This is a genomic window from Streptococcus infantis, assembly GCF_047460825.1.
GTDB classification, from domain to species: Bacteria; Bacillota; Bacilli; order Lactobacillales; family Streptococcaceae; genus Streptococcus; species Streptococcus infantis_V.
This window is the reverse complement of the sequence record NZ_JASHFO010000002.1, coordinates 66,863-90,903: the sequence shown is the minus strand read 5'-3', so window position 1 is coordinate 90,903 and position 24,041 is coordinate 66,863. Positions and strand designations below refer to the sequence as shown.

The 24,041-nt window shown below is 36.0% G+C and carries 28 protein-coding genes; 20 read left to right on the top strand and 8 right to left on the bottom strand.

Annotation, left to right across the window (positions count from 1 at the left end; translation table 11 throughout):
- Window positions 1-41: 41 nt before the first annotated feature.
- Genes QM911_RS01440 through QM911_RS01430 form a run of 3 tightly spaced genes read right to left on the bottom strand, consistent with a single transcriptional unit; the run spans window position 42 to window position 3,064 of the window.
- Entirely contained in the window at window positions 42-1,685 is a 1,644-nt protein-coding gene (locus QM911_RS01440) for a DUF2326 domain-containing protein (protein WP_414312877.1), read from the bottom strand.
- Entirely contained in the window at window positions 1,669-1,899 is a 231-nt protein-coding gene (locus tag QM911_RS01435; protein ID WP_414312876.1) for an ABC-three component system middle component 7, read from the bottom strand. The genes QM911_RS01440 and QM911_RS01435 overlap by 17 nt, the downstream gene beginning before the upstream one ends.
- Entirely contained in the window at window positions 1,883-3,064 is a 1,182-nt protein-coding gene (locus QM911_RS01430) for an ABC-three component system protein (RefSeq protein ID WP_414312875.1), read from the bottom strand. The genes QM911_RS01435 and QM911_RS01430 overlap by 17 nt, the downstream gene beginning before the upstream one ends.
- Before the next feature lie 367 nt (window positions 3,065-3,431).
- On the opposite strand from QM911_RS01430, the gene QM911_RS01425 reads away from it, so the two are divergent.
- Window positions 3,432-4,031, top strand: a complete 600-nt coding sequence (locus QM911_RS01425; protein ID WP_414312874.1) for a hypothetical protein — start codon at window positions 3,432-3,434, stop codon at window positions 4,029-4,031.
- Window positions 4,032-4,072: 41 nt separating this feature from the next.
- On the opposite strand, the gene QM911_RS01420 is transcribed toward QM911_RS01425, so the two are convergent.
- The 5 genes from QM911_RS01420 to QM911_RS01400 form a co-directional block, all read right to left on the bottom strand.
- Window positions 4,073-6,028, bottom strand: coding sequence for a DNA polymerase (locus QM911_RS01420; protein WP_414312873.1), 1,956 nt, complete (start codon window positions 6,026-6,028; stop codon window positions 4,073-4,075).
- A 332-nt stretch (window positions 6,029-6,360) separates the two neighbouring features.
- Window positions 6,361-6,906: a DUF2815 family protein gene (locus tag QM911_RS01415; protein ID WP_000208941.1), complete on the bottom strand. Its 546-nt coding sequence runs from the start codon at window positions 6,904-6,906 to the stop codon at window positions 6,361-6,363.
- A gap of 4 nt (window positions 6,907-6,910) precedes the next feature.
- A complete protein-coding gene (locus QM911_RS01410) occupies window positions 6,911-8,032 on the bottom strand; it encodes a DUF2800 domain-containing protein (RefSeq protein ID WP_414312872.1) in 1,122 nt (373 codons plus the stop codon).
- Window positions 8,025-8,342 carry a hypothetical protein gene (locus QM911_RS01405; RefSeq protein ID WP_414312871.1) on the bottom strand — a complete coding sequence of 106 codons (318 nt, stop codon included), beginning with the start codon at window positions 8,340-8,342 and terminating at the stop codon, window positions 8,025-8,027. Before QM911_RS01405 ends, QM911_RS01410 begins: the two co-directional genes overlap by 8 nt.
- Window positions 8,317-8,451, bottom strand: a complete 135-nt coding sequence (locus QM911_RS01400; RefSeq protein ID WP_257994450.1) for a hypothetical protein — start codon at window positions 8,449-8,451, stop codon at window positions 8,317-8,319. The genes QM911_RS01405 and QM911_RS01400 overlap by 26 nt, the downstream gene beginning before the upstream one ends.
- Window positions 8,452-8,756: 305 nt before the next feature.
- On the opposite strand from QM911_RS01400, the gene QM911_RS01395 reads away from it, so the two are divergent.
- The 19 genes from QM911_RS01395 (at window position 8,757) to QM911_RS01305 (ending at window position 24,026) form a co-directional block, all read left to right on the top strand.
- On the top strand, window positions 8,757-11,042 hold the full coding sequence (locus QM911_RS01395; protein ID WP_414312870.1) for a phage/plasmid primase, P4 family: 2,286 nt from the start codon (window positions 8,757-8,759) through the stop codon (window positions 11,040-11,042).
- 279 nt (window positions 11,043-11,321) lie between these two features.
- Entirely contained in the window at window positions 11,322-11,603 is a 282-nt protein-coding gene (locus QM911_RS01390; protein ID WP_001208474.1) for a VRR-NUC domain-containing protein, read from the top strand.
- Window positions 11,584-12,951, top strand: coding sequence for an SNF2-related protein (locus tag QM911_RS01385; protein WP_414312869.1), 1,368 nt, complete (start codon window positions 11,584-11,586; stop codon window positions 12,949-12,951). The genes QM911_RS01390 and QM911_RS01385 overlap by 20 nt, the downstream gene beginning before the upstream one ends.
- Window position 12,952: 1 nt before the next feature.
- Window positions 12,953-13,435, top strand: a complete 483-nt coding sequence (locus QM911_RS01380) for a hypothetical protein (protein WP_045615983.1) — start codon at window positions 12,953-12,955, stop codon at window positions 13,433-13,435.
- A gap of 186 nt (window positions 13,436-13,621) precedes the next feature.
- Entirely contained in the window at window positions 13,622-13,849 is a 228-nt protein-coding gene (locus QM911_RS01375) for a hypothetical protein (RefSeq protein ID WP_414312868.1), read from the top strand.
- Window positions 13,850-13,905: 56 nt separating this feature from the next.
- Window positions 13,906-14,100: a DUF6900 domain-containing protein gene (locus QM911_RS01370; protein WP_049520278.1), complete on the top strand. Its 195-nt coding sequence runs from the start codon at window positions 13,906-13,908 to the stop codon at window positions 14,098-14,100.
- 49 nt (window positions 14,101-14,149) lie between these two features.
- A complete protein-coding gene (metK, locus tag QM911_RS01365; RefSeq protein ID WP_414312867.1) occupies window positions 14,150-15,187 on the top strand; it encodes a methionine adenosyltransferase in 1,038 nt (345 codons plus the stop codon).
- Between the two features lies 1 nt (window position 15,188).
- Window positions 15,189-15,554, top strand: a complete 366-nt coding sequence (locus QM911_RS01360) for an HNH endonuclease (protein WP_414312866.1) — start codon at window positions 15,189-15,191, stop codon at window positions 15,552-15,554.
- Window positions 15,555-15,817: 263 nt separating this feature from the next.
- Entirely contained in the window at window positions 15,818-16,249 is a 432-nt protein-coding gene (locus QM911_RS01355) for a hypothetical protein (RefSeq protein ID WP_061421036.1), read from the top strand.
- 1 nt (window position 16,250) lies between these two features.
- On the top strand, window positions 16,251-17,507 hold the full coding sequence (locus QM911_RS01350; RefSeq protein ID WP_247931846.1) for a site-specific DNA-methyltransferase: 1,257 nt from the start codon (window positions 16,251-16,253) through the stop codon (window positions 17,505-17,507).
- Window positions 17,504-18,685: a DNA cytosine methyltransferase gene (locus QM911_RS01345; RefSeq protein WP_414312865.1), complete on the top strand. Its 1,182-nt coding sequence runs from the start codon at window positions 17,504-17,506 to the stop codon at window positions 18,683-18,685. Before QM911_RS01350 ends, QM911_RS01345 begins: the two co-directional genes overlap by 4 nt.
- Window positions 18,686-18,736: 51 nt before the next feature.
- The gene (locus QM911_RS01340) at window positions 18,737-18,949 is read left to right on the top strand and encodes a DUF4314 domain-containing protein (protein ID WP_414307748.1); all 213 of its coding nucleotides are present in this window, start codon (window positions 18,737-18,739) and stop codon (window positions 18,947-18,949) included.
- A gap of 11 nt (window positions 18,950-18,960) precedes the next feature.
- Window positions 18,961-19,182 (top strand): hypothetical protein, encoded by a 222-nt coding sequence (locus QM911_RS01335; RefSeq protein ID WP_414312864.1) that lies wholly within the window; start codon window positions 18,961-18,963, stop codon window positions 19,180-19,182.
- A 44-nt stretch (window positions 19,183-19,226) separates the two neighbouring features.
- A complete protein-coding gene (locus QM911_RS01330) occupies window positions 19,227-19,700 on the top strand; it encodes a phage terminase small subunit P27 family (RefSeq protein WP_001007670.1) in 474 nt (157 codons plus the stop codon).
- On the top strand, window positions 19,697-21,289 hold the full coding sequence (locus QM911_RS01325; RefSeq protein WP_414307747.1) for a terminase large subunit: 1,593 nt from the start codon (window positions 19,697-19,699) through the stop codon (window positions 21,287-21,289). Before QM911_RS01330 ends, QM911_RS01325 begins: the two co-directional genes overlap by 4 nt.
- A 65-nt stretch (window positions 21,290-21,354) precedes the next feature.
- A complete protein-coding gene (locus QM911_RS01320; RefSeq protein ID WP_045615998.1) occupies window positions 21,355-21,648 on the top strand; it encodes an antitoxin in 294 nt (97 codons plus the stop codon).
- The gene (locus QM911_RS01315; RefSeq protein ID WP_006153450.1) at window positions 21,641-21,979 is read left to right on the top strand and encodes a type II toxin-antitoxin system RelE/ParE family toxin; all 339 of its coding nucleotides are present in this window, start codon (window positions 21,641-21,643) and stop codon (window positions 21,977-21,979) included. Before QM911_RS01320 ends, QM911_RS01315 begins: the two co-directional genes overlap by 8 nt.
- A 69-nt stretch (window positions 21,980-22,048) precedes the next feature.
- On the top strand, window positions 22,049-23,335 hold the full coding sequence (locus QM911_RS01310) for a phage portal protein (protein ID WP_195916268.1): 1,287 nt from the start codon (window positions 22,049-22,051) through the stop codon (window positions 23,333-23,335).
- Window positions 23,328-24,026, top strand: a complete 699-nt coding sequence (locus tag QM911_RS01305) for a head maturation protease, ClpP-related (protein ID WP_195916269.1) — start codon at window positions 23,328-23,330, stop codon at window positions 24,024-24,026. The genes QM911_RS01310 and QM911_RS01305 overlap by 8 nt, the downstream gene beginning before the upstream one ends.
- Window positions 24,027-24,041 lie beyond the last annotated feature (15 nt).

Below are 24,041 nucleotides of genomic sequence, written 5' to 3'. Positions count from 1 at the left end.
AAAAGGTTGGTAACTCTGAAGTGAGTCGCCAACCTTTTTATCTATTCTGCTTTTTTATTATTCCAAGAACTACCAAATAGTTCTCCACCATTAGGATATAGCCTAAGTACCTCAGTTTGTCTTAGAATTTCTTGACATTCTTTTGAATATGATTTTTCTTTATCAAAAGTAATGAATACTTGCTTTTCTTGTTCAAGATAACACTGCAAGATACCCTCTAGTCCTTCATCTTGAATTTGTTTTAGGAAGAATGAGTCATGACCATTTATTGGAAGGCTAGTAATTTGAAGCATCGCTAAGTCAAAAAGAATAAGTCCTTTGTATTCAGATCCAGTTCCTCTATCTTGAGGTGTATAAAAGTCATAAGAATTTGCTGATTTCAATGATATTCTTGGACTTGTTTTAGTACCATTATAGATTTTATCGTTTATGCTAGACATTTTTGAATTGAGTTTATTCTCGATATCATCTAGGATGGCCCTCATTAATTGATTATAGGCATTATTTAAAGAACGAATTTCATCCAACAATTTTTCTTTTAATTTGAAATTTTCATTAGAATCCCTAAGTTGAGTGATTTCTCGCTGTAAATTAGCGTACTGTTCCAATATTGACTGTGAAACGTTAGATATGTTACTAATCTGGGATATTTTCTCCTCTAAATGATTTATTTGAGCAGTAGTAAGATTAATAAGATTTTGTATAGTTTTAGCTGATTCTTTGTATTCCGCGCTCAAAACTGATGTCAGTTTCTGATGGAAAGTTTCAATTTCAGTAATCTTTTTGATATTTATCTCAGGAAAGAACTGTTGTAGAGATTCAAAATCTTTTTGAAATTGTTGTTTCTGAGGATTACGCTCTGCCTCAAAGCTTCGTTTTTGTGACAACAAGCTAGTACGCTGGCGTTTTGCATCAGATAGCTGTCGTCTAAGATCCGCTAACTGTTGAGCTTGGATAGAATCTAAATCAACCAAACCATTATCGCTTTCTCTTGTTAGCTGATTTATTTCTTGTTCCAGTTCTTGAATCCGTTTTTCATTATCTTTATACTCAGTTTTATTCTGAACTGTAGCAATGAACTTGTATTTTTGAGCATTAACAAATACTTTTTTACGTTTTTCTGCCTCTTCAATGTATTCCTTCTGTTGCTCTATTTCACTATATCTATTGAACATTCGTAATAATGTATCTATGCCTTGTTTATCTGGAGAGTCCTTAGCAGCTTTTAAGGGCTTTTTATTATCGATAGTTTCTCTACCCCAAGCCCGGATAAAAGGGCTTACTGATGCTCTAAACTGAATGAATGGTTCATTCATCTTATATTTTTGTTTTAGAAAATTACAGTAGGTATCCTTGTCAAGAAGTTCAATTAAATTATAGTCCTCATCACATTTATGGAATTTAGTAGAATTATCAGTTGAACGAGAGAAGTAGTATGATTGATTATCAAATACAAATTCATATTTGATTGTGTGATGACCTACATTCTCTATGATATCATAGGCTTTTTCTACATAGTCACTTCCTCCGAAAATAAAATCGATGATAAGAAGAAATGTAGACTTACCAATTGAGTTAGCAGCATTTTCTCCCCCCATGACTGTATTTAATCCTGGATGAAATTCTATTGGTTTTCTAATGTGTCCATTTTCTAAAAACTTATCGCAACTAATTTGTTTCAACATAGTATAGTACCCCATTTTCAGTCATATCGATTTTACCAAGTGCATATAGGCAAGTCACAGCATCAGTAAATTGTGTGATATTGTCTATTTTTTTATTGAGTTTTTGATAGAGTTCTCTTGGAGAGTAGTAACTATTATGCAATGTATCTAAGATAATAGGAAAGAGTGGTAATACACTTTTCTTATATGAAATTGCTTTATTCGGTAATTTCATTGAACACCTCACAATTCTGTATAAAATAGGACACAATAATTTTACAGGCGTCTAAATGTCCATTATTAAGCTTTGATTGTTTTAATAGCCAGTTGGCAAGATATTCTACTATCTCTGGTTGAGAAAGGTTGTTGGTATTTAATTGAGTAAAAACTTTTTTTATATCACACTGAATTATTATGAAATTACTGTTTTCAGCAAATATATCTTGAATGTATGAGAAATAAGTAAGTACGTGATATTGAACAATTCCTTTTAAAACACTGTGTTCAGGTAGGATTTTCTGTTTCAGTTTAAGTGCAGTCATGTTCAGAGTTGTAGGGTCTAAATCTCCAGTATAGTCATTTAGCGCATCTAAAACTTCTGTAATTTCTGTTTCAATATTTCCACTATTTAGAATGTCTTGAAGTTCTGCTAACTTCTGGATTTCTTGTTTTATAGAGAGTAGTTTTTTGTATTCATCTATATCAGCATAGTTTTCATATTCTTCAGCGTCTTGGATACATAGTGCGATTTTATTTTCAAATGAATCTAAGTTAGCTGGTGGAGTCATTGAATTCCTAAACTTATCTGCAGTATCTTTGTCAAGATCAGAAGAGAATATATCTACTATTTTATATGCACGGATTGTAGTATCTTTTCTTTGACGTGTTAATGGTTTTTGGCAGAGTGGACATTTATTATGAACCTGGTGTAAAAGTTCAATATCATCAATTCTAGGTGCAGATTCAGTCATCTTATTAGTCTTGTTAAGAGCATATAGAAAAGAGTAAGCCAAGAATTCAACTTCTTGTCCATTTTCCAAGTATGTTGCTAGTTCATCATACTTTTTTGGAGAAGTTTCTGAATCATTATTGATACATTTTAATATATTTTCAAAAATATCTTGTTTGTTATGTATGCGGAGGTCGACAAAGATATTCTTTTCAAAATTCTCTAGTGTAGATTTGATGAGATCATCATCATTTGATGCTTGAATAAAAGCATTATCGACTTCTATTTTTCTTTGTACAAGGCGAGTAATTTTACGGTCATCTATAGATGTTGTAGTACCGTTAAAATTAGATAATGGCTCAAGTAGTGTTATACCGAGTGGACCCTGCTTTAAAGTAGTCATCCCAGGTAATAGAAGTTTTATGTACGAGGAAAAATTAAATTCTTGCAAATAATATTCTCCTTTTTATGAAAAAATAGGTCAAAAACTGGTCAAAAAGAGGGCAAATACTTTTTGACCTCATTAAATTACAATGGTAGTGTAAGTAAGTTACTCGGAATTTCTAGTTTTCTTTTATTATATCACGAAACTTTAATAAAGTGTGAAATATCCATGTAACCACTTTCATTAGTCAAAACCCAACTAAAACCTTGCCCTTGACACGGCCACTAACTTCAAAGGTGGAGGTTGGGAACAACAGTTCAGTTTGTGAAGTTAGCTGACCCAAAGCAAAGGATGTTGCTTATGAGGTCAAATTTAATAAAAGTTGGTTGTCATACCTTCATTCTTTGCTGGTCAAAGAATGAGAGGTCAAAAAATGACAAATCCAGTCAACCATAGTCAATCAAAGTATAACCCTTCAAGATATGAAAATGAAAAGGCCTATAACGATGTACCTTGTGAACCTAATCAAGTTCTCGCGCCTTTTGTTATTAGAGATAAAGAGATGAGACAGAGTAAAGATATCAACGCTAAAAACTTAAAAACATTTAAATTTTATGGCAAAGCTGTACTTGTAGGTTTTGTACCAGTCTTTATTGAGGACTTTGACAACGTCATTAAAATCTTCAATATGGATGTTAACGAGTATCTTAATCGTTTTACGAAAGGTAATGACTTATCTTTAGATGAGATGTTGGATAAAATGTCTAATAACGAAGAAGTAGGTTTCGATCCTACTGGAGTAGACTCTCACGAAGAGATTATTATGATGTTAGAAACAATTCGTGAACTGATAGAAGAAGTAGAACGTCGAAATAAGAAATATGGTCAAATCCTAAGACTTATTTATGAGAATATGGATATCGCAAAACAAGATATTATTTCTACACTTGGAATGAAAAAGACTCAAGGTTATGAGGCTATTAAGAAAGCTCAAGTAATGGCCAAAGAAGTCTACAGAGAATTAAACCAATAATAAAAGAAGTCCGCTATCCTATTAAGGATGCGGATTTTTCTTTAGTCTTTTTGATAGAAGTAACATTCATACCCTTCAGCTCGTAGATTGATGTCTCTCATCCAGATTGGAGAAATGGACATTTGATTAGATATTTCATCTAGATTTTGCTTTGGCAAGCACTCGATGATAAGCTCATCGTGAATATGGCCAACGATTTTCTTGTCTTTTAGTTGTTTTATCGAATGGGCTAGTATATCTCGACTAATTCCTTGGACGATGTTTTCTACAAACTTTGGACCATAACTTTCCAATCTTTCCCATCGTTTTGCAGAACCGGTTCCTTCATAAGTTACTGATTCACCTCCGAATTGATTCTCTCCAATTCTCGGTTTCACATAAGCTAATCTACGTCCAGATGGGAGAGTAATAAATAACATTCTTTTTTCAACACTGAATAGAATTCCATGACTTTCCGTTTCGGTTTGTTCCTTGATAGCAGTCTTTACTGCATTATCGATATCCCCCCACAGCAGAACGATGTTAGGATTGGCTGATCGCCAAGAATCAACAAGAGGTTTTAGTTCTTCTTCAGCTAATCCCATTTCAATAGCTCCCATTGCTTTAAGAGCGCCCACAGAACCACCGTATCCTAGAGCCAGCTCTGCAATTTTTCCCTTTTGACGTAAGTGTGCATTAACTCCATGTTTCTCTACTGGGACATGGAACATTTTACTGGCACTGGCGCAGTAAATATCCTCTCCTTTATTAAAAACTTTAGTTCTCCACGTTTCACCTGCTAGATGGGAGAGGACACGAGCTTCAATAGCAGAAAAGTCACAAACAATAAATTTTTTATCTTTACTAGGAATAAAAGATGTTCGAATAAGCTGTGAAAGTGTGTCTTGAACATCGTAGAGAAATTCAACAGTATCACTATCTCCAGTCTTAAAGAGTATTCTGGCTTCATTTATGTCTGTTAAGTGGTTTTGTGGTAGGTTTTGAAGTTGTACTAATCGTCCAGCCCATCTCCCAGTCCGATTTGCTCCATAGAATTGGAACATTCCTCTTACACGTCCATCTTTACAAACACAATTCATCATTGCCTGATATTTGGATACACTTGATTTTGCTGATTGCTGACGTAATTTTAGAATCCTTGCAGTTTTTTCATCAACTTTTTGTAAAAGGTTATTTACGGTCTTTTTATCGAGTGAATCTGTTTCAATATTGTGCTCACGTAACCAACCAATCATCTGTAGAACGGAGTTGGGATTTTCAAGACCTGTTAAAGCTTTTAATTCTTCTTGGATTTTTGCTTTACTCTCTGAATCAATTTTGATAGCTGACTGGACAAAGTCAACATCAACTCCAATACCGCAGTCATTGATATTCTGATCAAGGTGGTATTCATCCCATACAAAGTCAGGAACTGGGAAGTTTTGCAACCTCTTTTTGATTGCTAGTTCAACTTCTACATCTCGTTTATTATACTCGATGAAATTTTTCCATTTCTCTGGCGCGTGATTTTCATAATTACGTGTTCGACCACCATTTATTTTTGTGGGTTTACAAGGAAGGCAGAAGTAGCGAATTAATTCACTCCCAACTTTTAGTTTTTGTTCACTAAGTTTAAGAATCGTACCTACACCTTCAAGTGACAAGGGCAATCCCAAATAAGCAGACCAAATCATGCTACATCGCCAAGAGTTTGGGGATAAAAAGTTCTCGTTAAGTAAGGTAGGGTATTGTTTCTTAATCCAATTAGACAGGCAAATGCGCTCAAATGTTGCGTTGAAAGCCCATTTAATGACTGTATCATCAAGCAAGGCTTGTAGGATGAGATTTGGAAGTTCATCCTTAGTTAGGTCATAAACAATTACAGGAGCATTATTGATAGATACTGCTAGTAGAAGGATTTCAAAAGATTCATCTTCCGCATAGCGATAAACTCCAGTTTTCCGTAGGTCTACATCACAATAAGTTTCTATGTCTACTGATAGTTCTTTAATTTGCATAATTCATCCTTTCATAAAAAGGTGGCAGGAAGAACTGCCACCATGTTTTAGTGTTTATTTCTGCGACTAAAGAATCGTTCTCTCTCATATCTGATGTCATTGCGAATACTAACATATAAAAGATGGCTGAGTAAAGCGATTGTGAGACAAGATGCAACAGTCCATAGAAATTCAATTATTGTCATTTGTATTCACCATTTTTTGTTTTCTCTCTTTTTCTGATCGGATATCATCTCGAATTGTCATAAATGCAGCATATAGTCCAGTGAATAGCCAAACTGACATTAAGATAGTCATAAAAATTGAAAAAATCATCTTTCATATCTCCTTTCTTAGTTTAAGAAATCATCATCGTCTGTAGCGAAGTCATCTTCAGCACTTGTACGACCTCCCAGAGGCTCACCATCTCGCAATTTTTGCAGGTTATTAAGACCGCAAGCAATTCCCTTATTTCCGTTTGAATTGAAAGCGTAGAAGGAGATGCTGGCACGTCCATAGATACCGGAGTATAACTCTGAAGTATCAATGATTTCTTGACGGTTAGCATCAACAATACCAGGTTTATGTGGAGAGTTCGCATTTACGAAGTAAGCATTGCGATAAGCTTCATCATCAGGACGTTCCAAGTCGCCATCACGAAGTGGAGTTTTCAAAACTTCTAGGGATGGAACAGATTTTCCGTTCCCTTTTAGTTTAGATTCACCTTCTTTATAGGCTTGCTCAATTGCTGCTTTAATTTTATCAATAGTTTGAACATCATCTTTTGAAATGATGAGTGACACGCTATACTTTGGTTTACCACCATTAATAGCTTTTGGTTCATTAGCGTTTAAATAACTAAAACGTGTATCTTTTCCTGTAATTACTTTTGTTGTCATAAGTTTAGTCCTCTATAAAATCTGTTTTTGCTAGGTTCATTTCTTGACGATTATCATCAATTGGAACGAGTGTAGGTTTTCCATTTGGTTTAATAATTAGATTACCAAGAAGCTCATTAAAGGCTTGCTTTCCAAGCAATTTAGTCATCCCAGTAATGTTCAGTAATTTCTTTTCATAGGGGTCAAATCCTGCAGCAGTTACTGTTTGAATTACTTTATTTTCATCTGAGAATTTTCGAATAGAACGTCCTTCAATTAGCTTGTAACCTGGGATTGTATGGCCATTTGTAGCTAGATTTAAAGCATGATTTCTAACATCGTTAGCCCATGTTATCAATAGTTCAATTTTTGGTAAAATCTCCGATATATCTTTATTACTGAGAGTAGCAGGATCAGCAAATTCCATCTTGGCAAGTTCTAGATTATCTTCTGCACGTTTGCGGCAGATGCTTTTTATTTTGCAGAACTGGCAGTGTTTTCCTGATTTCATTTCTCCTTCACCTCTGAAAGCTAGTTCAGCTTTAGGAGTTAGTTCAGTTTCAGCCCAGTGTAGTAGTTTTTCTTTGTCCATTTCAAATGTTGAGACATTATTCTTTCGTGGTTGGAAAATAGTCATTGTCACTTTATCAAAACTGTATAAGTCTTCAAACATTTCTAAAGCACCTAAAGCATAGCACATCATTTGGGGGTTATGATCAGCATCAACCAGCACACCGAGACCGTGTTTATAATCGATGATTTGGAGTAAACCATCAGCTACAATAATACAGTCTCCTGTACCAAAACCTTCTGGAACCCATTTTGAGAAATCTAGTCGCTGTTCAACAAGAACGGTTGGATCTCTAGAATATGTTTTTGCAATTTCTATCTGTTCAACTACATAGTTCCGATATTCTTCTGCGCAATGTTGCATTTCCTCATTATAGAAAGTTAAGTTTTCAGTAGGATCACGCGCCTTACGTCCAAGTGCACTCTCAACTAAATAGGCACACAACTCATGGGCATCCGTTCCTTCCAAAGCATACGTTGATACCTTATCTTCTAGTTTTTCGGTTAATCTTACTGATGGTGGACAATTTAGCCAACGATGAGAAGCAGAAGCGGATAATACAGCATGATTAGTCAATACCAATACCTCCAGCCTCTTCCATTAAAGCTGAGTAGTTTTTAGGATCTAATTTTGAAAGTGAATCAGCACCATAAGCTTTTAGCAAAGCTCGAATCTCATCTTTAAATCCTTCACTAGCTTTTGTAGCAAGCACACCTCGAAGTTCTTCAAGAGTAACATGTCTTGGTTCTTCCATAACTTTTTCGTGATTTAAAGAAGTGTTTTCCTCAGTCAGTAGTTCTTGAAACTCCTCTATCATTTTTAACTGGCACTTTGTTGATTCCTTCATCTCATTTAATAAGTCATTCAGTTGTTTCATTTTGCTCATATTGTTCGTCCTCTTTAATTTTTTTAGCTAGTTGTTTTGAGATAACACTGATGGCAGTTAGTGTATCTACTAATTGTTCATCGTGTTCAATCAATTGTTCTTTTGTCATTTCACATCCTCCTATCTTTATAGGTAAGAATCACTTTAGAATTTCCGGATTTCAAAAATATTTTTCTATTCGATTTCTAATTCTTACACCTGTATAGGTAAAATGAGATGATTGAATTCCGGTTTTTTCAAAAATTAATAAAAAATTTAAAACAAAGAAAACTCTCCCTTTGACATATAAAGGAAGAGTAATTTTTTTTTGAAATAAATTTCTACTGAACCGGAAAATAGCAGGCAATTTTTACCTATAAAAGTAGAAAGAGAAATAGACTCTCAATTTATTAGCAGATTAAGGAGGAGTTGCGGATGCAATTTTCGTTATGTCATTCTGGAAAGACAGGTATCCAAACAAGTACTGTATATCCCAATGAAGTCAGAATAACAGATGACAAATCATTATTGAATACAGTTCAATACGATCATGTAGGTGCAGAGTTTACCAATCATACTCGCTCAAACTCAAATTTTATAAAATCAGATGTTATTGTCATGGATATTGATAATGACAAGACTGATAACCCTAACGAGTGGGTTACAGAAGAGAACCTTAAAGAAATCTTTATTGATTATGACTTTGCTCTAGTTACTAGCCGAAATCATATGTTGTCTAAGGGTGCCATGATAGCACGTCCAAAATTTCATATTTATTTCCCAATTAAAGAAACGAACAATAGAGAAACTTATGTTGCTATGAAAGAAGAGCTCACGAATAGGTATCAATTTTTTGATGATAATGCAAAAGATGCAGCAAGGTTTTTCTTTGGCAATCCAAATGCAAAAGTCATATGGAATGATTCCTGGATGACTATCGACGAAGGTTTACTTCAACTTAATTCTATAGAGCTAGAAGAAGATTTTGATGCTGACTTTTATAGACCACCTAAAGGACCTATCGCTGAGGGAAGTCGAAATTCAACCATGTCAGTTTTTGCGGCTAAAATTCTTAAAAGATTAGGAGTTACACAAGAAGCAAGAAGTGGTTTTGATGAGCAGGCATCTAGATGTGAACCGCCATTAGAGAAATCTGAACTAGACATAATCTGGGGAAGCGCGGTTCGATTTTACAATAAGACTATTAAAGATTCAGATGATTATGTTTCGCCAGATACCTTTAATCGGCCTTCTTTAAAACCGGATGATTTTTCTGATATCGGAGAAGCCGGAGTATTAGCTAGAGAGTATGGCGATGTTTTAGCTTATACAAATGCGACAGACTATTTAATTTTTAATGGTCAGTATTGGAAAGAAGATAAACAATTGGCCATAGGAAAGGTTCTTGAGTTTATGGACTTTCAACTAGCAGATGCTCTTGAACAATACGAAAAGTCCGTTATAGAGTTAGTCAACTCCGGAATTGATGAATCAGTAGTTCGTGAAGGTGGTAAAGCTCTTGCTAAAGTGATTGAAACACCGATTCAACAAAAACTTCATTCTATTTATCTTTCCTCAAAAGCTTATTATCAGTTTGTTATGAAGCGAAGAGATTATCGCTATATTACTGCGACTCATAATACTGCAAAACCAATGCTAGCCATTGATTTATCAGAACTTGATAAGGACGATATGTTGCTCAATACTCCTAACGCTACCTACAACTTAAGAAATGGACTTAGGGATTACCATGAACATGACCCAAAAGACTACATCACTAAGATAACCACGGTTTCTCCAGGTGATGAAGGCTTGGGATTATGGAAGGAAACTTTAGCTACTTTTTTCTGTAATGACCAGGAGTTGATTGATTATGTACAGGAAATCATCGGTATGACAGCAATCGGAAAAGTCTATCAAGAACATATGATTATCGCTTATGGCGGAGGAGCCAATGGGAAATCAACCTTTTGGAATACAATAGCTAGAGTACTTGGAAGCTATTCTGGCAAATTATCTGCAGATGCTTTAACCATGAATAATAAACGAAATGTAAGTCCAGAACTTGCTGAGTTAAAAGGGAAACGTCTTGTTATTGCTTCTGAAATGGCAGAAGGAATGAGATTGAATACAGCAGTTGTGAAGCAGATTACCTCAACTGACGAAATTCAAGCAGAAAAGAAGTATAAGGATCCATTTCATTTTGTTCCATCTCATACGCTGGTACTTTATACGAATCATTTACCAAAAGTTGGAGCAAACGATGAAGGAACTTGGCGACGTTTGGTTGTTATACCATTTAATGCCAAAATTACTGGTCGTTCAGATATTAAGAATTTTGCGGATTATCTGTACGATAACGCTGGGCCAGCAATTTTATCGTGGATTATTGAAGGAGCGGAGAAAGCCATCAAAGCAAATTTTAAAACAACAGTTCCAAAAGCAGTAATAAATTCTGTCAAATCCTACCGTGAAGCTAATGACTGGTTGGGGCATTTCATCAATGAAAGTTGTGTCGTGGGTGAAAAATTAAGTGAGAAATCAGGAGAATTGTACAGTAAGTATCGTGCATATTGCCTTCAAAATTTAGAATACACACGAAGTACAACTGATTTCTATGCTGCACTTAATCAAGCTGGTTATGAACGAAAACGAACTAATAAAGGGAATTTTATTATGGGGTTATCATTAAAAGCTGATGACGATGATTTTCTAAACTAATGACTTACACAAGTGAGGGTGTATCTCCACTAGATTTTAAATCAAGTATTTTTGGAGTGTAAGTCGTTGAAGTATTCAGTGAAAAGTAATTTGTGAAGTATGGTTAAAAAGTTTATGGATTAAGTTCCACGACTTCCATTTTTTTGTTTAGTGTAAGTCAATGATGGTCTTTTCTAAAACTATCTCTATAGGAAATATAACTAAGAAAAAGTATATAGGGAAAGTTTAGGATATGACCTCATTAGACCTCCACCATTTAAATCTGATGAGAGGACAAGTATGAGAGAAAAAGTGATCGAACAAAAGTTAGCAAGCGAGGTTTTAAAGCGTGGTGGTATCTGTCCAAAGTGGGTATCACCTTCCTTTTCAGGAGTACCTGATCGACTGGTATTCTTACCCAATGGCAAGTTTGGTTTGGTGGAAGTAAAAGCACCTAATCAACATCCTAGAGCTTTGCAGGTGTCACGGCATAAGTTATTTGAACATTTAGGATTTCGAGTCTATGTTTTAGATAATAAGAAAGATATTGAGGAAATATTGGATGAAATTGAAACTGCATGACTATCAAGAAGTCACCAAAGACTTCATCATAAGAAATCCTCATGTAGCAGTCATTTTAGACATGGGGATGGGAAAAACAGCTACAACCCTGTCAGCCATTAACGAACTAATGTTTGACCGTTATGAGGTCTCAAAGGTTTTGGTAATTGCTCCGCTTAGAGTCGCAAATACAGTATGGAGTGACGAAATAGAGCAGTGGCAAGAACTGTCTCATTTGAGATATTCAAAAATTGTGGGTACTCCTAAACAACGACAAGAAGCACTCCAAAAAGATGCGGATATCTACATTGTAAATCGTGAAAATATCACTTGGTTAGTTGAAGAGTGTCATCCGCATTTCAAGTGGGATATGATTGTCATTGATGAATTAAGTTCATTCAAATCATGGCAATCAAAACGTTTTAAAGCTTTTATGGCCATGCGCCCCTACATGAAACGAGTGGTAGGTTTAACAGGTACACCGAGTTCCAACGGATTGATGGATTTGTTTGCGGAGTTCAAGGTCATTGATGGCGGTGTTCGTTTGGGACGTTTTATCGGAGAATACAGAAGTCGTTATTTTAGAGAGGGACGTAGAAATGGAAACGTCGTCTATGAATATATTCCAATGGACTATGCAGAGTGTCAAATCTTTGACAAGATTGATGACATCACAATTTCTATGAAAGCAATGGATTACCTACAAATGCCGACATTAATCTCAACGAAAAAATCAGTCCATCTCACAAACGCAGAAGCAAAAAGATATAAAGAGTTTAAAAAGGAATCTGTTATTTCTGATTCTAACGAAATTGAAGTAACAGCAGCAAATGCTGCTAGTTTATCCAATAAACTGGTTCAAATGGCAAATGGTGCAGTTTATTCTGATGATCATAGAATTATCAAGTTACATGATCAAAAACTTGATGCACTGGAAGATATTATTGAAGCTGCAAATGGAGAACCAGTTCTGGTCGCTTATTGGTTCAAGCATGATTTACTTCGTATTCAAGAACGATTGAACAAACTTAGGATTCAAAGTACAGTTCTTAAAAGTGAAACTGATATTCATGAATGGAATAAAGGGAATATCTCTGTGGGTTTGCTACACCCAGCTAGTGCAGGACATGGTCTAAATTTACAAAAGGGAGGTCATCACTTAGTGTGGTTTGGGTTAACTTGGTCTCTTGAACTTTACCAACAAACCAATGCTCGACTTTGGAGACAAGGTCAACAAGCAAACACAGTGATTATTCAGCACATTGTAACGGAAGGTACAATTGATGATGATATTCTAAAAGCTTTAACTGCCAAGGACGCACAACAATCACGTTTGATTGAAGCAGTAAAAGCACAAGTAGGAGGTTGATATGGATAAAGTAGACTACTATTTTCAACACTATCAAGATGCAAAAAGAGATTTAACGATTGCGAAGAATTTGATTGAAAACTATAAACCCATTTCAGAAGATGCTTTTCTCTATTCTCTTGCTACTAGACAGACAAATGAAGAACGTGTTAAAACGAGTAAAACTAATGTTAGAACAGAAAATATGGCTCTATCTTTTCATGATAAGTTCTTAGCAGAGGAAAGAGAATATCAGGAGTCACTGTTTGAAAAGTATTGTCATTTAAAAACTGATCTCGATTTCTTTGAACTTGCTGTTTCTTCTGTTGATGAAATTATGAGGGATGTAGTAGTTGATTTAGTTTTAGCTGGATTAACATGGGATGAGTTACTACCAAAGCATAATGTTTCTAGAATGACAGTTAGTCGATATAGACAAAAAGCCTTAAAACAAGTAAAAGAATATTACCGTTTTGCAGGTAAAACCTTGAGTATAAATGGATAATGATACTAGGGTGTTACTAAGGTGGTACTACCCTGTTACTAAGTTGTTACTAAGATGGTACTGCTTTTTAAAAATAACTGTGATATACTTAAGATGTCAAAAAAGATAAAAAAATCTGCTAATTTCACTGGATAAAATTATGGTTCTACGGTAATATACACCTAGAAAAACAAGAGGAGAATAACCATGTGGACTAGAGGTCAGATTCATTATCACGAACAAATAGTTGATTACATAGCAAAAGTCAGTGACCAACCATCAGATGTAGGTATTGATTTAGGATGTGTATTCAAATTAGAGGTTGAGGTTGCTGAAAAGACTATCATTTCTTATGACAGAGGATGGGATATCTACCCAGAATCTGATGAACAGGAAGCTATTCTAGAAGCGGTTTTGAAAGCTTTAAAAGTTTAAAAATATCTTTAAAATAATGCACAAATGACTGGATATATCGCGCTCTTAGAGGTAATATGGTTACAACAAAAAAGAAAGAGGATAAAACCATGAAGAAAGAGGATATTTTAACAAAAATCGCAAAAAATAGAATTGGCGCTGAAACGCTAGAAACGAGAAATAGCGACAGCCTTGACTTTTATGACATCAGCGTTTGGGCATTGAAAGAAATGCTTGAACAAGCCTATGAAGCAGGTAGAAAAGCAAAATAAAAAAACAGAGCCTTACCCAAATGGGAAGGCTTTTTGCGTGGAGGAAATAATGATTATTACGAGTGAGCAAGTATCTAATGGCCATCCAGATAAAATTTGTGACCAGATTTCAGATGCAGTTCTAACAGTATGTTTAGAACAAGATAAGAATAGCAGGGTTGCAGTAGAAACTCTTATCAAAGATAATCATATAGTGGTTGCTGGTGAAATGAAAACAACAGCCTTATTTGATTTAAAAACTGTTGTTCGAAATGTCGTTAAACCACTAGGAATGAAAAATATCATTGTGACAAATCTTATCGGATTACAAAGTGATGATATTTCTCAAGGTGTTGATACAGGTGGTGCTGGAGATCAAGGAATGATGTATGGCTATGCAACTGACGAAACTGATGAATACTTGCCGCTTCCCTACGTTTTAGCAACTCGTGTTCTTGAGAATCTTATGGAACTTCAGCATCCGCTCTTAGGGAAAGATGCTAAGTCACAGGTTTCTTATGATTATGACAATAAAAGAATTACAACATTTTTAGTATCAATTCAGCATAGCGATAAAATAACAATTGAGAATTTAAGAGCTATTGTTAAAGAATCTATGATGAAAGTTGCTAAACGGTATAGACAAAACCTTGATTTTAATGTTTTAGTGAATCCTACTGGTCGTTTCGTTCTTGGTGGTTCTTATGCAGATGCTGGAGTTACTGGAAGAAAAATTATCGCTGATACTTATGGTGGATTTGCCCATCATGGTGGTGGTGCATTTTCAGGAAAGGATCCAAGTAAAGTGGATCGCTCAGGAGCTTATATGGCACGTAAGATTGCAAAAGACATCGTTCGTGAAGGATATGCTAAACGATGCGAAGTTCAATTAGCATACGCTATAGGGGTTGCAGAACCGGTTTCTATTCATGTAGAAACATTTGGAACAAGTAACTATACGAGCAAACAATTGGTAGGAATGATTAAAGAACGGTACGATTTAACACCGAAAGGGATTATCAAGGAGTTGGGTCTTCTAAACGTAGACTACACTCAATCTACATGTTTCGGACATTTTACGAAACCAACTCTTCCTTGGGAGCAGTAAGATGCCACGTAGACCAAGAACTCCCTGCAAGCAGAATGGTTGTCCAAACCTTGTGACCTATGGAAATAAGTACTGCGATGACCACAAGACTAACCACTCACTTGACGCCAGGACAACTAAAGCTAAAGGTTACAATTCACGGTGGAATAAGGCGAGGATTCGTTACTTAAAGCTCAATCCTCTCTGTGTTTACTGTCAAAGAGAAGGTCGACTGACCAAGGCAACAGTGGTTGATCATATCACTCCCCACCGAGGTGACCAAGAACTCTTTTGGAATCAATCTAACTGGCAAGCTCTCTGTAAATCTTGTCATGATAGAAAGACCAAGACGACTGATAGATATGTGGAATATACCTATCGGTTTTAATATTGTAGATTCGTTCTAAAAGTATTTATTTTTTTTCTCTCTGGGGTAGGGGGGATAAAATCTCTAAACCCTTGTCCGTAAAAGACCGAAGCCCCCTTAAACGTAAAATTTCGCAAAATTGATAGGGTGGGATATAAAAATCAATTCAAAATAGTAAAGAATCCAGTAAGAATATAGAATTAAGTGAGTGTTATTTTCGTAAATTTGTTTAAATTTAGGTACGAAAATAACCTTATTTTTTAGTATAAAAGTGAGGAACAGGTATGAATAACTTTCAACGAGAACAAATTTGGTTACTTAGAAAAAATGGCTTAGGATACGGTGAAGTTGCTAAAGTAATTGGTCTATCTAAGGACTCTGTTAAAAAGTATTGTAAAAGAAATCCTGAGTTAAAGGGACAAGGAACATTACCGTATTTGATGGTTGAGAAACGAGTTCAAGATGGTACAAACTGTCCTCAATGTTTTCAACCTATGGTTCCTAATAAAACTGGACGACCGAAGAAATTTTGCTCAGATAGGTGCAGAATAAATTGGTGGAAAAATCATCAAGAGGAGCATGATAAGGAACAAACTGCATATGAAGAAATGACTTGCCAGTGTTGTGGTAGGTCATTTTTATCTTATGCCAATCCCAATAGAAAGTATTGTAGCCATGCCTGCTACATACAGATAAGATTTTACAAAGGAGTCTAAAATGACGAACCAACCAACAATGGAAATAAAAGAACTTCCTCTGAAAGAATTAAAGCCTGCAGCTTATAATCCTCGAAAGAAACTGAAAAAAGGGGATAAGGAATATGAAAAAATTAAACAGTCGCTTCTAAAGTTTGGATATGTTGACCCTATTATTGTCAATGAAGATTTAACTGTAATTGGTGGTCATCAACGCTTGACAGTTCTTAAAGACCTTGACTATGAAACTGCTAAGTGTGTAATTGTAAAGCTTTCTAAAGAAGATGAGAAAGCATTGAACATTGCTCTCAATAAGATTACAGGTCAATGGGATGACGCTCTCTTAGCGGACTTACTTTTGGATTTACAGGAGTCTGATTTTAATCTAGACCTGACTGGTTTTGAACCGCCAGAGATTGATAATATCCTCTCTAATGTCCATGACAAGGAGTTGTCTGAAGATGAGTTTGATGTGGAAGAAGAATTGAAGAAACCAACGGTATCAAGACATGGGGACATTTGGCAACTCGGAAAGCACCGAGTCATTTGTGGTGATTCTACCAAATCAGAAACCTACGACCAATTACTTGGTGATAAGAAAGCTAATTTAGTTGTAACAGATCCGCCTTATAACGTTGACGTTGAAGAGACGGCTGGGAAAATCCTAAATGATAATATGTCTGACAGAGACTTCTATCAGTTTCTCCTTTCTATGTTTACTCAAGTAGAAAATCACATGGAAGATGATGCGTCTATCTATGTTTTTCATGCAGATACGGAAGGACTCAACTTCCGTAAAGCTTTTAAAGATGCTGGTTTCTATTTGAGTGGGTGTTGTATCTGGAAAAAGAACTCACTTGTATTAGGTCGTAGCCCATATCAATGGCAACATGAACCTTGTTTATATGGGTGGAAGAAAAAAGGAAAGCATCAATGGTTTAGTGATCGGAAGCAAACTACCATTTGGGAATATGACCGTCCTAAGTCTAGTAAAGACCACCCAACCATGAAACCAATTCAACTTATGGCTTACCCTATTCAAAACTCTTCTATGCGTGGAACAATAGTTTTAGATCCATTTTTAGGTTCTGGTTCTACTTTAATAGCTGCAGATCAGACTGGACGTGTTTGTTATGGAATCGAGCTAGATGAAAAGTTTGTGGATGTCATTGTTAAACGCTATATAGAAGTTACAGGCGATACTGAAGTAACCGTACAACGTAATCATGAGGTTTTAACTTATAACCAAGTGTTAAAGGAGTTGGAGGAACAAGTATGACATTAACGTTTCTAGATTTCTTTTCCGGAGTTGGTGGCTTTCGACATGGGCTAGAATTAGCAGGAATGAAGTGTATAGGATTTTGCGAAAAAGATAAGTTTGCACGCAAATCTTATGAAGCAATGTATGATACGAAAGGAGAATGGTTTCATGACGATATCACAACAATCGATCCAACACGATTACCAAAAGCAGATCTCTGGTGTGCGGGAAGCCCTTGTCAAAATGTGTCTATCGCAGGGAAACGAGCCGGCCTATACGGTGAGCGAAGTGGACTCTTTTTTACATTTGTTGAACTCATCAAAAGCCAAAAAGAAGAAGATAAACCCGAATGGGTTCTCCTTGAAAATGTTAAAGGACTTTTATCAAGTGGTGGGGGAAGAGATTATCTCGACTATCTCTCTATCTTGGATGAATCAGGGTACGACCTTGAATGGCAAGTGTTCAACTCAAAAGATTACGGAGTACCACAAAATAGAGAACGCATCTATACTATTGGACATCTTAGAAGAAAAGGTCGACGAAAAGTACTACCTCTCAGCAGAGAAAGCAGTAGCCATCTTAAGCAACTTATAGGCGGTATGCAAAGCTACCGTGTCTATGACCCCAGTGGTATTGCAACAACACTTGTTGGAGAGGGTGGGGGAGTAGGAGCTAAGACAGGTCTTTATCTGATTGACCAATCACTAACTGAACCAAAGTTAACTGAAGAAGCAAGATGTATAACTGCTCGTTATACTGCTGGTGCGACAAAGCGAACAGCAATGAACTCTGGAGTGCTTGAGGTTCAACCAATTTCGTCACAAGGTATCAAGGTTAGGAACGGAACAAAGCAAGGTTACCAATTGGCGGAGATTGGTGATTCTGTTGACCTTTCTTATCCAAGTTCATTAACGAGAAGGGCAAGAGTAGGGAGAGGAATAGCTCACAACCTTTCATGTAGCTGCCAGATGGGTGCCGTAGTTTGGAAGGGTCGTGTTGTCAAAATTAGAAAACTTACTCCAAAAGAGTGTTTTAGACTTCAAGGTTTCAGTGATGACTTATTTGAAAAGGCAAAAGCTGTAAATTCAGATGCACAACTTTATAAACAAGCAGGAAACGGAGTCACAGTACCTGTTGTGTATGCTATTGGTTGTGCCATATTATCTTCAAAAATATCATCAGAAATAACTGGATAAAAATGAATTTTAGAGTTAATATGTACTAAACAAAAGAGAAGAGGTTGTATTATGGATAACTTAAAAGTCAAGACTTTGAAATCATTGTATCCAAATGGAACTCGAGTTAAATTACTCGAAATGGAGGATCCATTTGCACCACCTATAGGCACTCTCGGTACGGTAATTGGAGTTGATGATATTGGTTCAATTTTAGTAAGTTGGGATAATGGACAAAATTTAAATGTACTTTACGGAATTGATAAAATAATAAAATTGGGATAGTTATGTGGGAAATGATTACTAGAGAATTCAATGGTCGGCCCTATCATATTGAGTTTCTTAGGGAATTTAGTACCTATGACCGACATATTGATGGCGCTTGGATAGCAATCCTAAAAATTAAACGAAATAAAGAAATAGTTTTTCATTATGAATATGGTAAAATCACTGACCGAATGGATGATTTTGATAAAATTATCTATCAAGAAATAGTGGATACATACAATAAATTATAATTTGGAACTCGATGTGAGTTCTTTTTATTTTAGGAGGTGAATTAGTGGCAATTAGAGGACGTAAACCGAAACCTACAAATTTAAAAGTTCTAGAAGGTAATCCTGGTAAACGGCCTCTCCCAACGAATGAAGTAAAACCTCAAAAGAAGGCTCCACGTTGCCCCCAGTGGCTTGAAGAAGATGCTAAGAGGGAATGGAAGCGGATGGGAAAAATATTGGAACAAATGGGATTACTGACGGAAATGGATATGACCGCATTTGCAGGTTATTGTCAAGCTTACGCACGTTGGAAAGAAGCAGAGGAGTTTTTATCAAAACATGGTTCTATCTTGAAGACACCAAATGGGTATTTACAGCAAGTTCCACAAGTTTCAATTAGTCAAACTAATTTAAAAATCATGCTGAAGTTTTGTGAACAATTTGGTCTAACCCCATCCGCTAGGAATCGTTTAGCTACTATGGATTCAGAGGTTGGTAACGGTGACGAAATGGAAGATTTGTTGGGAGGTTTACTATGACTTTTCATTATGAACCAACTCCTTTTATGCTAGCTACATCACATTATGATAAAAGTAAGGCTGATAGAGCAGTGACTTTTATTCAAAACCTTTGTCATACTAAAGGAAAATGGGCAGGTCAGAAGTTTATACTTTTACCTTGGCAGGAACAGATAGTACGAGATATATTTGGGATTGTTAAAGAAGATGGGAATCGTCAATTTCTAACTGCCTATATTGAAATTCCAAAAAAGAATGGGAAGAGTGAACTAGCAGCAGCAATTGCTCTTTATCTACTTTATGCAGATAATGAAGCCAGTGCAGAAGTTTATGGTGCTGCATGTGACCGAAATCAAGCTTCTATTGTATTCGATGTAGCAAAACAAATGGTACTAATGAGTCGACCTTTAGAGAAACGTTCAAAAATAATGGGTGCTACGAAACGAATTGTTAACTACTCTAATGCAGGTTTCTATCAAGTTTTATCCGCTGAGACTGGTACAAAACATGGTCTCAATGTTTCAGGACTCGTGTTTGACGAAATTCATGCGCAACCCAATCGACACCTCTATGATGTCTTAACTAAAGGTTCAGGGGATGCACGAGAACAACCCTTATTTTTTATCATTACTACTGCAGGAACAGATAAGAATTCAATTTGTTACGAGTTACATACAAAAGCACTTGATATTTTAAACGACAGAAAGAAAGATACATCTTTTTATCCTGTCGTTTATGGTTTATCTGATGAAGAGGACTGGAATGACGAAAGTAACTGGTTAAAAGCAAATCCGTCATTAGGTCATACTATTGGCTTAGAGCGTGTCAGAGAAGCTTATAAACAAGCACTTGATAATCCTGCTGAAGAAAATGTATTCAAGCAACTACGGCTAAATATGTGGACAAATTCTACGGTTGCTTGGATTCCAGAACATGTATACAATAAAGGGGATGCACCTATCAATTTTGAATGTTTGAAAGGTCGTGAATGTTATGCAGGACTAGACTTGTCTAGTACCTCTGATATCACAGCCTTTGTTTTAGTTTTTCCACCTAGGAATGAACTAGAAAATTACATCATTCTACCCTATTTCTGGTTACCAAAAGATACTCTTGAACTTCGTTGTCGTAGGGATCATGTTTTGTATGATGTATGGGAACGGCAAGGATATCTAAAGACGACAGAGGGTAATGTTGTTCATTATGGCTTTATCGAGAAGTTCATTGAGGAATTATCAAAGCTATACAATATAAAAGAAATCGCCTATGACAGATGGAATGCAACACAAATGGTGCAGAATCTAGAAGATATGGGACTGACGATGATTCCTTTTGGTCAAGGGTATAAGGATATGAGTCCACCGTCCAAGGAATTATTCAAACTCATGATGGAAGGTCGTGTCCAACACGGAGGACAACCAGTTCTAAAATGGATGTCGCAAAACGTAGTCATGCGCCAAGACCCAGCAGGAAATATCAAGCCAGATAAGGAGAAATCAGTTGAAAAAATTGATGGAATTGTTGCTCTTATAATGGGGATTGATAGATGTATTCGACACCAAAATAATGATAGTAGTATTTATGACGAGCGAGGAATATTGAGCTTTTAGTTGAATTTTAAATATAAAGATGCTACAATGTATTTACAAATCATCTTTACATAGAGGTATTAATCATGGCAAGTACTCAACCTGTTAATTTTAGAGCGGATTCGACTTTTTACCAACAAACAAAAGAAATCTTAGCTGATGAAAAGTTAACCCTGTCAGATATTTTTAATGCTGCACTTCGTAAAATTGCGACAGGTGCGGTTGATCCCAAAGAGTTCGTATTTAGTGATTCACAAGAGACTCAATATCAGGTTGCTTTTGAAGACTTGAAAAAGGAAATCTTGTTGGGCCATCAAGAAATTGAGCAAGGTAAACTAACGTCTTTAGCAGATGTAAGAAAGGAATTTGGACTTGAGTAATCATAAACGTTACCATGTTTCTCTTACGGATCAAGCTAAGAAAGACTTGAGAGAAATACATGATTATATTGTACTGAATTTTTACAGCCAACAATCTGCCGATAGTAAATTAGACCTTATTCTAACGGCGCTAGAAACTTTAGAAACCTTTCCAGAAGCATGCCCTTTGGTGTCGAGCCGAGGTTACGGTGAATTAACTGATGACGGAAAACGTTATCGATATATGCCAATTGAAAATTACTTAGCTTTTTATTATATCGACAAATATGAGGTTTATGTCTCCAGAATTTTAAATTCCAAGCAGAATTGGGCTAAGTTATTCAATAAGTAAATTCAATTTTAATTCGTAGAGCATCTCACAAAAGAGGTGCTTTTATTGTACTCAAAAATGGAGGATTAGATGGGATTTTTAGAATTTATTGGAAGAAAAAGATCACGAGATAAACCGCATAATAGCTATGAGGGACAGGACTTTTCCTATCTCTTTGGACGAACTAGCAGTGGGGAGAATGTGGATGAGTTTAAGGCCATGCAGACTACAGCTGTTTATGCTTGTGTGAGAATATTAGCTGAAGCTGTCGCCTCTCTACCCATTCACATTTATGAAAGAACATCTAATGGGAGGGAGAAAAAATTTGAACACCCTCTATATTTCTTACTTCATGATGAACCAAATCCAGAGATGTCTTCTTTTGTCTTTCGTGAAACTTTGATGACTCATCTTTTGATATGGGGAAATGCCTATATTCAAATCATAAGGGATAAGAGCGGTCAGGTTATCAGTTTGTATCCCTTATTACCAGATAAAATGTCAGTACACCGTGATGAAAATGGGAAACTTTACTACAAATATCAACGTCAGACCGAAGAAAATCCAAACTTCAAGGATAAAGGCAGTGTTATTTTAAAACAAGAAGATGTCCTTCACATTCCAGGTCTTGGTTTTGATGGATTGATTGGTTATTCTCCCATCGCATTAGCAAAGAACGCAATTGGGATGACTTTAGCTACAGAGAATTACGGAGCATCATTCTTTAAAAATGGTGCAAATCCTGGTGGTGTATTGGAACATCCAGGGATTTTGAAAGATCCAAAAAGAGTACGTGATTCTTGGAATGCGGTTTATAACGGTGTCACAAATGCGCATAAAGTTGCAGTTCTAGAAGAAGGGATGAAGTACACTCAAATAGGTATTCCACCAGAAGAAGCGCAATTCTTACAGACTCGGAAGTTTCAAATCAATGAGATTGCACGTTTGTATAGGATACCACCACATATGATTGGTGATTTAGAAAAATCTTCATTTTCAAATATCGAGCAACAATCACTAGAGTTTGTTAAATACACATTAGACCCTTGGGTAGTTCGTTTAGAACAGGCCTTCAAGAGGTCTCTTTTTTTACCCGAAGAAAAGAAGAAGTATTTTGTTAAGTTCAATGTAGATGGTTTATTACGTGGAGATTATCAAAGTCGTATGAGTGGGTATGCTATTGCAAGACAGAATGGCTGGCTATCTACAAATGATATTCGAGAACTTGAAGATTTAAATCTTTTAACAGATGAAGAAGGAGGAAACCTTTATTTGATTAACGGAAATATGACTAAATTAAAAGATGCTGGTGGTTTTATGACAAAACAGGTAATTGAACAACCTCAAGAAAAACCAAAGGAGGAAGAAGATGCGTAAATTTTGGAGTTTTTCAGACGAAGGGAATATTCGCACTCTTCGTATTGAAGGACAGATTGCTGATGAAACATGGTTTGGAGATGAAGTTACTCCACAACTCTTTAAAAATGATTTAAATGCAGGAAAAGGTGATATCACCCTCTGGATTAATAGTCCAGGGGGTGATGTTTTTGCTGCAGCACAAATCTATAACATGCTGATGGATTACAAGGGAAATGTGCATGTCATAATTGATGGTCTTGCCGCTAGTGCTGCCAGTGTGATTGCCATGGCTGGAACAACAGTATCCATGAGTCCTGTTGCAATGATGATGATTCACAATCCATGGACAATTGCACAAGGTGAAGCTAAGGATATGGAAAAGGTCATTGAAATGTTGGGGGAAATCAAAGAGTCTATTATGAATGCCTATGAGTTAAGAACACGATTATCTAGGGCAAAAATCTCACATTTAATGGATTCTGAATCATGGTTTAATGCGAGAAAAGCAGTTGAACTTGGCTTTGCGGACAAGATTTTATTCGGTAAAGATGAACATAAAGAAGAGCTAGAACTTAGCAGTTATTCATTTAGTAGAGCCACTGCAGATCATAACCTTGTTGTTAAACTTCAAGCCAAAATAGATAGCTACAAACCTTTATCAACGACTCCTCTCAATCAGTTAAGAAAACGATTAGATTTATTGAAATAATGAAAGGAAAACTAA